The sequence below is a fragment of the Novosphingobium sp. NFX11 genome (assembly GCF_057376415.1).
Map to the genome: position 1 here is coordinate 2,052,651 of NZ_CP080384.1, position 12,819 is coordinate 2,065,469.

General features: G+C 67.5%; 10 protein-coding genes. 6 read left to right on the plus strand and 4 right to left on the minus strand.

Annotation, left to right across the window (positions count from 1 at the left end; all coding sequences use genetic code 11):
• Positions 1–93 precede the first annotated feature (93 nt).
• From KZO24_RS10415 to KZO24_RS10435, 5 genes are all read left to right on the plus strand, one after another.
• Positions 94–1,560, plus strand: a complete 1,467-nt coding sequence (locus KZO24_RS10415) for an aldehyde dehydrogenase family protein (RefSeq protein ID WP_271181846.1) — start codon at positions 94–96, stop codon at positions 1,558–1,560.
• Positions 1,557–2,174 (plus strand): carboxymuconolactone decarboxylase family protein, encoded by a 618-nt coding sequence (locus tag KZO24_RS10420; RefSeq protein WP_486486136.1) that lies wholly within the window; start codon positions 1,557–1,559, stop codon positions 2,172–2,174. Before KZO24_RS10415 ends, KZO24_RS10420 begins: the two co-directional genes overlap by 4 nt.
• Before the next feature lie 157 nt (positions 2,175–2,331).
• A complete protein-coding gene (locus KZO24_RS10425) occupies positions 2,332–3,132 on the plus strand; it encodes an NAD(P)-dependent oxidoreductase (RefSeq protein WP_271181848.1) in 801 nt (266 codons plus the stop codon).
• On the plus strand, positions 3,129–3,806 hold the full coding sequence (locus KZO24_RS10430) for an SDR family NAD(P)-dependent oxidoreductase (RefSeq protein ID WP_486486137.1): 678 nt from the start codon (positions 3,129–3,131) through the stop codon (positions 3,804–3,806). Before KZO24_RS10425 ends, KZO24_RS10430 begins: the two co-directional genes overlap by 4 nt.
• Positions 3,807–3,898: 92 nt before the next feature.
• Positions 3,899–4,684 carry an SDR family oxidoreductase gene (locus KZO24_RS10435; protein ID WP_271181850.1) on the plus strand — a complete coding sequence of 262 codons (786 nt, stop codon included), beginning with the start codon at positions 3,899–3,901 and terminating at the stop codon, positions 4,682–4,684.
• 44 nt (positions 4,685–4,728) lie between these two features.
• Here KZO24_RS10435 and KZO24_RS10440 read toward each other — a convergent pair whose 3' ends face one another.
• From KZO24_RS10440 to KZO24_RS10450, 3 genes are all read right to left on the minus strand, one after another.
• Positions 4,729–4,884 carry a YbdD/YjiX family protein gene (locus KZO24_RS10440; RefSeq protein WP_486486138.1) on the minus strand — a complete coding sequence of 52 codons (156 nt, stop codon included), beginning with the start codon at positions 4,882–4,884 and terminating at the stop codon, positions 4,729–4,731.
• Between the two features lie 14 nt (positions 4,885–4,898).
• Entirely contained in the window at positions 4,899–6,944 is a 2,046-nt protein-coding gene (locus KZO24_RS10445; RefSeq protein ID WP_271181852.1) for a carbon starvation CstA family protein, read from the minus strand.
• Between the two features lie 178 nt (positions 6,945–7,122).
• A complete protein-coding gene (locus KZO24_RS10450; RefSeq protein WP_271181853.1) occupies positions 7,123–9,096 on the minus strand; it encodes an OPT family oligopeptide transporter in 1,974 nt (657 codons plus the stop codon).
• A 159-nt stretch (positions 9,097–9,255) separates the two neighbouring features.
• Between KZO24_RS10450 and KZO24_RS10455 the strand changes: the two genes are divergently transcribed.
• Entirely contained in the window at positions 9,256–10,143 is an 888-nt protein-coding gene (locus tag KZO24_RS10455) for a nucleotidyltransferase family protein (protein ID WP_271181854.1), read from the plus strand.
• A 3-nt stretch (positions 10,144–10,146) separates the two neighbouring features.
• Here the strand turns inward: KZO24_RS10455 and KZO24_RS10460 are convergent, their stop codons facing one another.
• Positions 10,147–12,696 (minus strand): TonB-dependent receptor plug domain-containing protein, encoded by a 2,550-nt coding sequence (locus tag KZO24_RS10460; RefSeq protein WP_271181855.1) that lies wholly within the window; start codon positions 12,694–12,696, stop codon positions 10,147–10,149.
• Positions 12,697–12,819: the final 123 nt, after the last annotated feature.

The window sequence follows — 12,819 nt, forward strand, 5'->3', positions numbered from 1 at the left end:
TAATTCAAGTCAATTGACCACCTATTTATAGGTCGATAGCCTTTCTCCCATCGAAGCGGCGCAGCAGTTGCCGCAAGAGAGGAGAGCAGTGCCATGGGCTTCCGCATGCCCGCCGTTTCCCTGCCCGAATTCGCGCATGTCATCGGTGAAAGCGCCGAAACCGCCGGCACTGGCGAGACTTTCGCGCACGTCTATCCCGCCAGCGGCGAAGTGACCCGCGAGATCAGGCTGGCAGGCGCCGACGACGTCGACCGCGCCGTCGCCGCCGCCCGCGCCGCACACCCTGCGTGGCGCGCCATGCCCGGCGACAAGCGCCGTGACCTGATGCTGCGCCTCGCCTCGGTGATCGAGGAGCGCGCCGCCGAAATGTCCCCTCTGCTGAGCGCGGAGAACGGCTCCATCCTCCTTGCCGGGCCGCACATGAGCGCGGATGCGGCGCAGAAATTCCGCTATTTCGGCGGCTGGGCGGACAAGCTGGAAGGCCGTACCGTGCCGACCTGGGGCGGCCCTGCGCACGACTACGTGAGCTATGAACCGTTCGGAACCATCGGCATCATCGTCCCGTGGAACGGTCCGTTCTTCGCGGCCACCATGGTAATGGCGCCGGCGCTTGCGGCCGGGAACTGCGTGGTGCTGAAGGCCCCCGAAAATGCGCCGTGGTCGATCATGAAGCTGCTCGAACTGATACGGCTGGCGGGCTTTCCGCCGGGGGTCGTCAACCTCGTCACCGGCGGCCCGGATGTCGGCGCGGCGATGGTCGAGCATCCCGGCATCGACAAGATCGAGTTCATCGGCAGCGGCGCCACCGCCAAGAGGATCCTTGCCAGCGCGGCGCAGTCGCTGAAACCCGTGGGGCTCGAACTGGGCGGCAAGTCGGCGGTGCTGGTTTTCGCCGACACAAATCTACAACAAGCCGCCAAGCGCGGACTATCCGGCGCCGTCAGCGCCAATGGACAGGGCTGCGTCAACGGCACCCGCCTGCTGGTCGAACGCGCGATCTACGAGCCCTACGTCGAGATGCTCAAGGCCATGGCGGCGCATGTGAAAGTCGGCGATCCCTTCGCCATGGACACGATCATGGGCCCGATCATCTCCGAGACCGCGCTCGATCGCATCCACGGCATGGTCACGCGCGGGGCAGCAGAGGGCGGGCGTATCGTGTGCGGGGGCGAGCGCATGGGCGGCGATCACGCGGGCGGTGCGTTCTATCCGATCACCGTGCTCGCCGACGTCGGCCACGGCAGCGAGATCGCCCGCAACGAAGTGTTCGGCCCGGTCCTCGTCGTCACGCCCTTCGACAGCGAGGAGGAGGCGGTCATGTTGGCCAACGACAGCGACTACGGCCTCGGTGCCTATATCCACACCACCGACCTCACCCGCGCACACCGCGTAGCTGGGCAGATGATGGCGGGCCAAGTGCAGGTCAACGGCTCCGGAGAGGCGATGACGCCCTGCGTGCCGTTCGGCGGCATGAAACACTCGGGCCATGGCCGCCTCGGCGGGATCGAGGGGCTGCGCGAATTCCAGCAGGTCCGCAACGTGTGGATCAACCTGCAATGAGCCTGCTCGATCCCGCCGCGCGCAGCGCCGCCGGCCTCGCCACGCAAGCCGAGGTGACCGGGCGCGAAGCCCACGCCCCGACCACGCTGCTGGAGGAATCCTGGCGCGACTTCGTCTTCGCCGAGGTCTGGACGCGGCCCGGCCTGCCGCGTCGCGCCCGCTTCCTCGTCGCCATGGCCTCGGCCGCGACCTGCGGGCTGGCCGACGGGCAGGTCGAGGACTTCGTGCGCGGCGCCCTCGCCACCGGCGCGCTGACCCTCGCCGAACTGCGCGAGGCGGCGCTGCACCTCGCGGTCTATTCGGGCTGGGGCAACGGCGGCAGGCTCGACCGGGCCGTCACCCGCGTGGCCGAAGCGCTGGGCCTGCCGCCCGCCGAAGTGCCGCCGATCCGCGCCGAACCCTGGGACGCGCAAGAGCGCAACGACCAGGGCCATGCCGAATTCGCGCAAGTCATGACCTTCCCGCCCGGCCCGCCGAACTCGCCCTATCTGGTCGGCATCAACAACTTCGTCTTCGGCGAGATGTGGCGGCGACGCGGCCTCGACGAACCCTCGCGGCGGTGGATCACGCTCGTCGGCGTCTGCGAGATCCGGCGCCGACATCCCGATCCGTAGCCACATCCACGCCGCGATGGCGAGCGGCAACTGCCAGCCCGAGGAAATGCTGGAATTCGTCCTCCAGTACGGCACCCACGCAGGCTGGCCCAAGGCCTCGCGCATCAACGCCGTCGTGATCGAAATGATCGCCAAAGTGGAGAAAGGACTCCCTGGAATGGCTAAGGTGGGTTTCATCGGCCTCGGCTCGCAAGGCGCGCCGATCGCCATGCGGATGATGGCGGGCAATGCGCTGACCGTCTGGGCCCGGCGACCCGAGGCGCTCGCCCCGTTCGCCGCAAAGGGCGCGAAGGCGGCGACTTCGGTGGCGGAACTCGGGGCGGCCTGCGATCATGTCGGCGTCTGCGTGGTCAACGATGCCGACGTGGTTGAAGTCTGCGACCGCCTGCTGCCCACCATGCGGCCCGGGACGCTACTGGCGATCCATTCGACGATCCTTCCGCAGACCTGCGAGGCGCTTGCCGTGAAAGCGGCCGAGCGCGGCGTGCTGCTGCTCGATGCCCCGGTCAGCGGCGGCAGTCCGGCAGCCGAGGCCGGAACGCTCACCGTCATGTGCGGCGGCAGCGAGGAAGCCTTCGCCAAGGCGCTCCCCGTGTTGCAGACCTTCGGCGCCAAAATCGTGCTGCTCGGCCCGCCCGGCGCCGGACAGCGGGCCAAGATCGTAAACAACGCCCTGCTCGCCGCCAACATGGGCCTTGCCCACGCCGCGCTGGAGATCGCCGAAGGCATCGGCGTGGACCGCGCTGCACTGGCCGACCTCATCAACCATTCGAGCGGACGCAGCTTCGGCTTCGAGGTCTATGCCCGCCTGCCCTCCCCGCCCGCCTTCGCGCACGGCGCGGGCCTGCTGTTCAAGGACGTCAACCTGCTCGGCGCGATCGCGCAGCCCGGCAACGCCCTCGCCGCCGCCGCAATGCCATTTCTCGACGCCACCGGCGTCACCACGGAGAAACCATGATCTTCGAGAACCTCAATCTCACCGGCAAGGTCGCCCTGGTCACTGGCGCCGCATCGGGCCTTGGCCGTGCCACGGCGCTGAAGCTGGCTGCGGAAGGCGCGAGATTATGGCTGGTCGACCTCGACGCCGCCGGCCTTGCCGAAACGGTCGGGCTGCTCGGCTCGGCCGAGGTGCGCAGCGAAGCCGCCGACCTTTCCGACCCGGCGGCCTGCCAGGCCGCCGTCGCCGGGGCTGTCGAGGCTTTCGGGCGGCTTGATGCCCTCTGCAACGTCGCCGGACTGATCTATCTCGCCAACACGCCCGAGATGCCGCGCGAGCGCTATGAGCGCACCATCGACGTCAACCTCAACGCGCCGTTCTTCCTGTCGCAGGCGGCGATCCCGCACCTGCTGGAAACCCATGGCGCGATCGTCAACGTGGCATCCTGCGCCTCCTACATCGGCGAGGCCTATGCCGCCGCCTATTGCGCGAGCAAGTGGGGCCTCGTCGGCATGACCAAGGCACTGGCGATGGAATTCCAGAAGAAGGCCATCCGCATCAACGCCGTCGCACCGGGCGGCATGATGACGAACATCGCGGCGAACTACGTCCCCCGGAGGGCTGCGACATCGACCTGCTCAAACGCTTCTCGGGAATGCGCGGACTGGTCGAGGTGCAGGACGTGGCGGACATGATCGTCCTCCTCGCTTCGGACGCCGGGCGCGGCTTCCATGGCGCGTGCCTCTCGATCGACGCGGGCATCACTGCAGGCTGAAGGACCCAACGCATGACATTTTCCCTCGATCAGTTCCGGCTCGACGGCAAGGTGGCGGTAGTCACCGGCGCGGGCGGGCGCGGCAATTCCATCGGGCGCGCCTATGCGCTCGGGCTGGCCGAAGCGGGCGCGGCCGTGGTCGTGGCCGACCTCAACGGTGCAGGCGCTCAGGCCGTAGCCGAGGAAATCATCGCGAGCGGCGGCAAGGCCCTCGGCGTGCAGGTGGACGTGGCGGACGAAACCTCGACGCTGGCGATGGGCGCGGCGGCGACCGCGGCCTTCGGGGGCGTCGACATCCTGATCAACAACGCCGCGCTGATGGTGGACGTCAGCTACGACAATTGCGAAACCGTCAGTCTGGAGGCGTGGAACCGGGCCTTCGCGGTGAACCTCAACGGCGCGCTGCTCTGTGCCCGGGCAGTGATCCCCTCGATGCGGGCACGTGGTGGCGGTCGGATCGTCAACCAGACCAGCGGAGGGGCGTTCCCGGCGACGGGGCTCTACGGCATCTCCAAGCTGGCGCTGGTGGGTCTAACGACGACTATGGCGAAGCAATTCGGCAAGGACGGCATAACCTGCAACGCCATTGCTCCGGGCAACGTCAAGTCGGACGCAGGCAAGCTGCTGGTGCCCGACGATTCCCCTTTCATCCAGTTTCTCGACATGACCTGCGCCCTGCGTTCGCGCGGGGAACCGGACGAACTGGTCGGCACGGCAATGCTGCTGTGTTCGGAAGCCGGACGTTGGATCACCGGGCAGACCATCCACGTCGATGGAGGCTGGGTGCTGAGGCCGTAAGCACCCCCGTCATTGCGAGCGAGGCGAAGCAATGACGAACCTGGCTAGCAGCACTTGCCCCCGCCCGCGCCGCCAAAGCGTGCCTGCTCGCGGTTGCGAAAGAACTCCACGCGGGTCATCGGCGTAGCGTCCGGGTGCACGCGCGCCATGTGGGCAAGGTAGACTTCATACGGCGGCTGTCCAACCATGAGCCGCAGCATCTGGCGCAACATTCTCATTCGGCCGGGACCAACTGCACGGGGCTCTCGTTGACGGTCGGGCGGTCTTCACGCAGCGCCGCCATGCAGGTGCGCACGGTGAAGAACAGCAGCGAGATCACCACCGCGAGGAAGATCACGCAGAGCCCGGCATCGACGCGGTCGTTGAATACGATGGCCCGCATCTGCTCCAACGACTTGGCCGGCGCGAGCACCGTGCCAGCCTCGACAGCCGCGCCGAACTTCGCCGCGTGGGCGAGGAAACCGACTGTCGGATCACTCGACAGCAGCTTGAGCGAACCGGCGCTCAGTGTGCAGATGAGCAGCCAGACGGTCGGGATCACCGTCACCCACGCATAACGCTGCTGCTTCATGCGGAACAGCACCGTGGTTGCCAGCATCAGCGCCACCGCCGCCAGCATCTGGTTGGAGATGCCGAACACCGGCCACAGCGTGTTCACCCCGCCCAGCGGATCGGTGACGCCCTGATAAAGGAAGAAGCCCCAGCTCAGCACGCACAGCGCCGTCGCCACCACGCCCGGCAGCCACGAGGTTCCCGCGCGGAACGAGGGCACCGCAAGGCCGATCAGATCCTGCAGCATGAAGCGCCCGGCGCGCGTACCCGCATCGACGGCGGTGAGAATGAACAGCGCCTCGAAGAGGATGGCGAAGTGATACCAGAACGCCTTCATCGCCGTGCCGCCCGCGACGTGGCTGAAGATCTCCGCCATCGCCACCGCCAACGTCGGCGCGCCGCCGGTGCGTGATACGATGGTGTGCTCGCCCACGTCGCGCGCGGTCTGGACCAGGAGGTCGGCCGAGACCGGGAAGCCCATCGCGGTCACCGCATGGGCGGCACTGGCAGGGTCGGTGCCCAGCACGGCGGCAGGGCTGTTCATCGCGAAGTAGATGCCCGGATCGAGGATCGAGGCGCCGACGAGGGCCATGATCGCCACGAACGCCTCCATCAGCATCGCGCCGTAACCGATGAACGGCGCGTCGGTCTCGCTGCCGATCAGCTTGGGCGTGGTGCCGCTGGCGATCAGCGCGTGGAAGCCCGACACCGCTCCGCAGGCGATGGTGATGAACAGGAATGGGAACAGCGCGCCGGACCAAGCAGGACCGCCTCCGCCGACGAACTGGGTCAGCGCTGGCATCCGCAGCGGCGGCGCCATGACGACGATACCCACCGCCAGCGCCGTGATCGCGCCGATCTTAAGGAAAGTGGAGAGGTAGTCGCGCGGCGCCAGCAGCAGCCACACCGGCAGCAGCGAGGCCAGCGCGCCGTAGCCGATCAGAATCCAGCACAAGGTCTGCGGGGTGAAGGTGAACAGCGGCCCCCATACCCCGGAAGCCGCGACGTTCTGCCCGAACACGATCGCCGCGATCAGGCCGACGAAGCCCAGCACCGAGACTTCGCCGATGCGCCCCGGCCGGATCCAGCGGGTGTAGATGCCCATCGCCAGCGCCAGCGGGATCGTCGCGGCGACGGTGAACATGCCCCACGGGCTCTCCGCCAGCGCGCGCACGACGATCAGCGCGAGCACCGCGAGGATGATGACCATGATGAGGAAGGCGCCCGCCAGCGCGATGGTGCCTGCAACCGCGCCCATCTCCATGCGCACGAGTTCGCCCAGCGACTTGCCGTCGCGCCGCATCGAGATGAACAGGACCATGAAGTCCTGCACGGCGCCTGCCAGCACGACGCCGAAGATGATCCACAAGGTGCCCGGCAGATAGCCCATCTGCGCCGCCAGAACCGGCCCCACCAGCGGCCCCGCGCCTGCGATCGCCGCGAAGTGGTGGCCGAACAGCACGCGCCGGTCGGTGGCGACATAGTCCAGACCGTCGGCGCGGTAGATCGCGGGCGTCGCGCGAGTGGGGTCCAGCCGCATCACATGCCGCGCAATATACAGCGCATAGTAGCGATAGGCGACGAGGAAGCAGCTCACCGCCGCGACCACGATCCACAGCGCATTGACCGCCTCCCCGCGCGATACGGCCAGCACCGCAAGGCAGACCGCGCCGACAATCGCGAGGATGATCCAGGGGATGTGCTTCAAGTCTGCCTCTCCGTTCGACCGCTGGCGGTTTGAACCGATGGGGCTTCGACAAGCTCAGCCTGAGCGGGATTTGAAGACCTGTTCTTGATCCCGCTCAGGCTGAGCTTGTCGAAGCCCCCTGCGCCATGGCGCATAGCTAAAGACACCCGGCGGTCCCGGGTCAAGCCCGGGACGACGATCACCCCACCAGCTTGCGCGTGCGGCCGTAGAGGAACGCCACCAGCGCGAAGAACAGCGCGGTGCCGCCAACCAAAGCGGGAACCTCGAAGCCGTCGCCGACAAGCGCCAGCGGCGCATCGCTGCCCGATGCGGCGACGATGCCAGCGAAGGCGACGCCCCACAGGCTCTCGCCCACGATCATGCCAGTGGCGGTCAGCACACCCATGCGCAGCGCGAATTCGGGATCGGCGCGCTTCTCCGCCCAGCCGTCGTAGACCTTGCCGATGACCGATCCGATCACGACCGGCAGGATCGCGCTCATAGGCAGGTAGATGCCGATTCCCACCGCGAGCGGCGGCAAGCGCAGACGTCCGGCCTTGCCGAGCACTTCGTCGAGCACGATGAACGCCACGCCCGCAGCGGCGCCCCAGCCGATCATGGTCCAGTTGAGGTTGCCGCCCAGCACGCCCTTGGCCAGCGCCGAGATCAGCGCCGCCTGCGGCGCGGGCAAGGCGTTCGCCCCCGCGCCCGGCATCCCGGCGAACCCGAACGCGGTGTTGAGCAGATCGAGCACCGGCGGGATCACCAGCGATCCGAACACCACGCCGATCACCAGCGCGACCTGCTGCTTCCACGGCGTCGCACCGACCAGCTGGCCGGTCTTGAGGTCCTGCAGGTTGTCGTTGGAGATGGTCGCGACGCCGAAGACGATGCCGGTGACGATCAGCGCATAGGCGACCAGCGCCGACGACGTCTCTGCGCCGGAATCGCGCCCGAACAACCCGACCAGCATCAGCGATGCAGCGACGACGGAGAGAATACCGATACCCGACACCGGCGAGTTCGACGCACCGATCAGGCCCGCCATGTAGCCGCAGACCGCCGCGATCAGCAGGCCGAAGACGACGACGAAGACGACCGCGCCCGCGATCAGCACCAGTTCGCTGCCCGCCAGCGGACCACCGGCGATGACGCTCCACAGCAGCACCGCGATCGGCACCATCATCGCCAGCGCGCCGAGCGCCACGGCGGTAATGGGCAGATCCTGCTCCTCGATCGCCAGCGCCTCGCCGGCATGGCGCGCACGGCTTGCGGCCATGGCGGAGCGCACGCCGCCGATCACCGGCCCGGCGATCCGCAGCAGCGTCCACACCGCCGCCACGCCGATCACGCCCGCGCCGAAGAAGCGCACATCGCGCGAGAAGATCGCGCCCGCCCAGGCGCCGACGTCGCCTGCAATCGGGCTCTGCGCGGTCAGGATCGGCAGCAGCACCCACCAGCCGATGACGAGGCCCAGGAACATCGCCATGCCGACCGACAGGCCGACGAGGTGCCCCACGCCAAGCAACGCGAACGACAGGCCGCCGGAAATCCCCGTCGCGCCAGAGCCGGTGCGAAACCACACGGCGGCCTCACCAACGATCAGCCGGGTCTGCGTCAGCACCGCGAAACCCACGGACGCGAGCGCGTTCCAGACCAGCACGGAGAGGCCCTTCGCGCTTTCCTCCGCACCTTCACGAGAGCCCGAACCCACGCGTAGCACTTCGGCGGCGGCATGGCCTTCGGGATAAGGCAGCGGGGTATCGACCACCAGCGCACGGCGCAGCGGGACGGAGAACAGCACGCCGAGGATACCGCCGGTGCCGGTGATCGCGGCCGTCGTCCAGTACGGGAAGCCCTGCCACCAGCCGATCATGACGAGGCCGGGCAGCACGAAGATGATCGCCGCCAGCGTGCCCGCCGCGCTCGCCACGGTCTGGACGATGTTGTTCTCCCAGATCGTCGAGTCCTTGAACCCGCGCAGGATTGCCATGGAAATGACCGCCGCCGGGATCGACGTGGCGAAAGTCAGCCCGACCTTCAGGCCGAGGTAGACGTTCGCGGCCGTGAACAGCAGCGTGATCGCCCCGCCCAGCAGGATGCCGCGCAGCGTCAGTTCCTTGGCCGAAGCCCTTGCCGCCACCTGCTGCGCGTCCATCGTGTCGTTCGCCATTGCGTCCCTGTCTGCCTGCATTTTCAAGCCACGCTTCTTGGCACGGTGGTCGGATGGAAGACAGTGCAAATCATGCCGGCGAAATCCGGCGGCAAATTCACGGGCTTTCAACGGCGAAGTTCACCGAGACGTCACATCGCTCATCGATAAGGGCCGGCCATGGATACTCTGACGCACGCCGCGTCCGCCGCTCATGTGGCAGGGCAGAAATACGCCGGACCGCCGGTGCGCATGATCGTGCTCGCCGGTCGACACCCGCGCGAGACGGACGCTCTGGCCCGTCGCTTCGGGATGAGCCACAAGTGCCTCGTGCCGCTGGATGGTCGCCCCCTGGTCGCGCACGTGCTGCAGACTGCCGCCATCCACCCGGCAGTCGAAAGCCTGGCCATATCCGTCGAGCGCGAGGCGTTCGAGGGACTGTTCGACGTTCTCTCCCAGCTACCCGGCCGGGGCATCGCCAAGCTGGTCGAGGCGCGGGAGAACCTCGTCGACAGCGTGCTGGCGGCGGCGCAGGGCTGGGACGGTCCGCTGCTGGTGACGACGGCCGACCATGCTCTTCTGACGCCTGCTTCCATCGATGCGATGATCGCGGCGCTCGATTCTTCCGAAGCCGCCTTCGCCATGGCACCGCGTGACGCGGTTCTCGCCGCTCATCCGCAGCATGCGCACCCGTTCCTCGAGTTCGCGGACGGCGCCTATGCCAGCTGCAACCTCTACGCCGCCGCCGATCCCGAAGCGTTGCGAGCGGTGGAAGTGTTCCGCGGCGGCGGGCGTTTCGCGGGCAATGCGCTCGGCGTGCTGCGGGCGTTCGGCTTCGTCAACCTGATCATGCTGCGCCTGCGCGCCAGCAGCCTGAGCGATGCGACCGAGCGCGTTTCGCGCCGCATCGGGCAGCGCCTGAAGCCGGTGGTGATGCTCGACGGCTCGCAGGCGCTCGACGTGGATGACGATCACACCCACGCCGCAGCCGAGGCCCTGCTTTCCCTGCGCGGCGAGCCGGCCCGCACCCCTTCGGGTCCGGACCGGCTGTATCGTGCGTTGGGTTGATAGTCAGAATTTCAGGCCGATCCGCGCATACCAGAACCCGCCGTTGAGGCCAAAGGGCGCAAAGCCGCCGTATTGCCCCGAACCATCCCAGGCGATCGCGCCGTTCTTGTCGGGGCGCACGTTGAACAGGTTGTTCGCGCCTACCGCCAGGTCGAGCGCCTCGGTGAACTGGTAGCCGACCTCCGCATCGGTCACCCACTTCGCCCCAAATGTCCGGTCCGATGCGGCGACGTTGCTGGACTCGGTGTACTGCCCGAAGCGCGTCGCGCGCAGCAGCGCCTTGACCGGGCCGGACGACCAGTTGCTCGTCAGCACCACCTTGCTGCGCGGCAGTGCCACGACAAGGTCGCGCTGCGCCTGCCGCCCGAACAGCGTGACGTTGAGGCTGCTCAGCTCAGCCGGATTGTCGATGACGTGCAGGATCTTCGTGCGATTGTAGCTGTAGGCGGCACTCAGGCGAAACGTGCCGAGCGCGGCCGTGTCCAGCGTATACTCGCCCACCACGTCGATGCCGCGCGTGCGCGTATCGATCGCATTGGTGAAGAACTGTGCGCTGTCGACATCGTCCACGCCGTTCGCCTCGAGAATCGCCTTCACCGCCGAGCCGCCGTTGGAGGCGGTCCCAAGGAACTCGGTCTTCACGATGCGGTCGTCGATGCGGATCTGGTAGGCGTCCACCGTCAGGCGCAGCGGGCCGTTCTCGTAAGTCAGGCCGGCGGTGAAGTTCAGCGACTTCTCCGGCTTGAGCGGCTTGGCACCCAGCGCCTGTGCCGCGACGGAGTTGACCGGAAGGAACTTGGAGGTGGTCGAGACACGCTCATCGCCGATCACGGTCACGGTGTTCTGCGTGGTCGAGAACCCGGTCTGCGCCAGCGACGGCGCGCGGAAGCCGGTGTTGACGCCGCCGCGCACCGCCAGCCCCGGCGCCAGTTCGATACGGGTGCTGGCCTTGGCGCTGAAGGTGTTGCCCGCACTGTCCGAATAGTGCTCGAACCGCCCGGCGAGACCCACGAACCAGCCCGGCGTCACGTCAGTCGCAAGATCGAGATAGGCGGCGAGATTGTTGCGCGAAAGGCTCGTCGCGTCGGCGGGCGAGGTTCCGGTAAACGAGACGAGGCCCGGCGACGGCGAGCGGCCCGCATAGAGGTCTCCGAACGCGGAGCCATCGTCGGGGATCACGTAGCCGCCGTCGCGGTAGCTGTCGGGCTCGCCCGCGACGTTCTGGAAGCGCTCCCAGCGGTGCTCGACGCCGAAGGCGACGTTGAGCGGCTTGGCGAAACCGACCTCGAACTCGCGGCTGACGTCGATGTTGTTGACCCACAGGTCCTGCTTCTGGCGGCCCATGAAGAAGTCGGCCTTGCTGTCCGGCCCGAGCGAGGGGTTAAGCGTGTTCTCCGCCCCCAGCTTCACCGCATCACGGCCGTAGCTGGTGGACAGGTCGACCGCCCAGCCCGCCAGCTGCGTGCGCAGGCCGAGAGCCGCCTGCCAGTCCCACTCCCAGATGCGCCGATAGGCCTGGAAGCCCGCCGGATAAAGGTCCGGCAGCACTGACGAGCCCTGCGCATTCGCCTGCCCGCCGTAGCCCGTCGGCGACGCCACGTATGCGCCGCGCGCGTCCTTGATGTTGCGATAGCTCAGCGTCGAGAACGAATAGAGCGTCGTGTCATCACCCAGCGGCAGTTCGGCGTTGTAGCTGGTGTTGACGATCTTGTCCCGGTTCGAACGCCCGTAACCGCCGGCGATGACGTGATCGGCATCGGCCTCGCGCGGGTCGGGCTGGCCGTTCACGAGCGGGTAGACGTAGGGGATTGCCTCGGCGACGGACTTGGCACGGTCGTGATACTTGGCCTCCGCCGCGATCCGCACGAAGCCACCGTCGCCGATCCCTGCGCCGTAGGAACCCGCGACCTGGTAGAGATCGCCGCCGCCCTCGTACTGCTGCCCGCCGGTGAGCGAGAGGTCGCCGCCCTGCTTCGTATTGTCTAGAATGATGTTGATGACGCCGGAAATCGCGTCCGAGCCGTACTGCGCCGCAGCGCCGTCACGCAGGACCTCGATACGGCCGACGGCGCTGGTCGGGATGAGGTCGATGTCCACCGGCGTGGAGCCGCCCGACACGCGCGAAAGGTTGTTGATCAGCGAGGTCGTGTGACGCCGCTTGCCGTTGACGAGGACGAGCACATAGTCGCCCGAGAGCCCCCGGATCGCGATCGGACGGACGCTCGCGGACGTACCGCCACCACCGAGCGCCGGCATCGTCAGCGAGGGGATGATATTGCCGAGGATTTCCTTGAGGCCGGTGCGGCCGGTGGACTTCAACTCCGCCGGGCCGATGACATCGACGGGAACCGGGCTGTCGGCGACCGAGCGCTGACTATGCCCGCGCGCGCCGGTAACGATGATGGCGCTGCCCTCGGCGGCGTCGGCAGCTTCCGCGGCGGCATCCGCAGTCGCCACCGGGATCGCCACGGAGGGCGCCTCGTCAGCATGCGCCACGCCGAAAGGAACGAACGATACGCTGGCGGCAAGCGCGGCGGACTTGAGAATTTTCACCTGGAATGGCCCCTGAACTTGTGGTCTGTCCGGAGCTTCATGACATGTCTACTGATTTAGTAGAAATTGCGATCTCTTATCCGTTCTCAAGTTTTTCTTGATACAGCAGAGCCCGCGTTCCGA

Coding starts and splice junctions, on each gene's coding strand:
- KZO24_RS10415 (WP_271181846.1), top strand. CDS start 94: ATGGGCTTCCGCATGCCCGCCGTTTCCCTGCCCGAATTCGCGCATGTC.
- KZO24_RS10420 (WP_486486136.1), top strand. CDS start 1,557: ATGAGCCTGCTCGATCCCGCCGCGCGCAGCGCCGCCGGCCTCGCCACG.
- KZO24_RS10425 (WP_271181848.1), top strand. CDS start 2,332: ATGGCTAAGGTGGGTTTCATCGGCCTCGGCTCGCAAGGCGCGCCGATC.
- KZO24_RS10430 (WP_486486137.1), top strand. CDS start 3,129: ATGATCTTCGAGAACCTCAATCTCACCGGCAAGGTCGCCCTGGTCACT.
- KZO24_RS10435 (WP_271181850.1), top strand. CDS start 3,899: ATGACATTTTCCCTCGATCAGTTCCGGCTCGACGGCAAGGTGGCGGTA.
- KZO24_RS10440 (WP_486486138.1), bottom strand. CDS start 4,884: ATGCTGCGGCTCATGGTTGGACAGCCGCCGTATGAAGTCTACCTTGCC.
- KZO24_RS10450 (WP_271181853.1), bottom strand. CDS start 9,096: ATGGCGAACGACACGATGGACGCGCAGCAGGTGGCGGCAAGGGCTTCG.
- KZO24_RS10455 (WP_271181854.1), top strand. CDS start 9,256: ATGGATACTCTGACGCACGCCGCGTCCGCCGCTCATGTGGCAGGGCAG.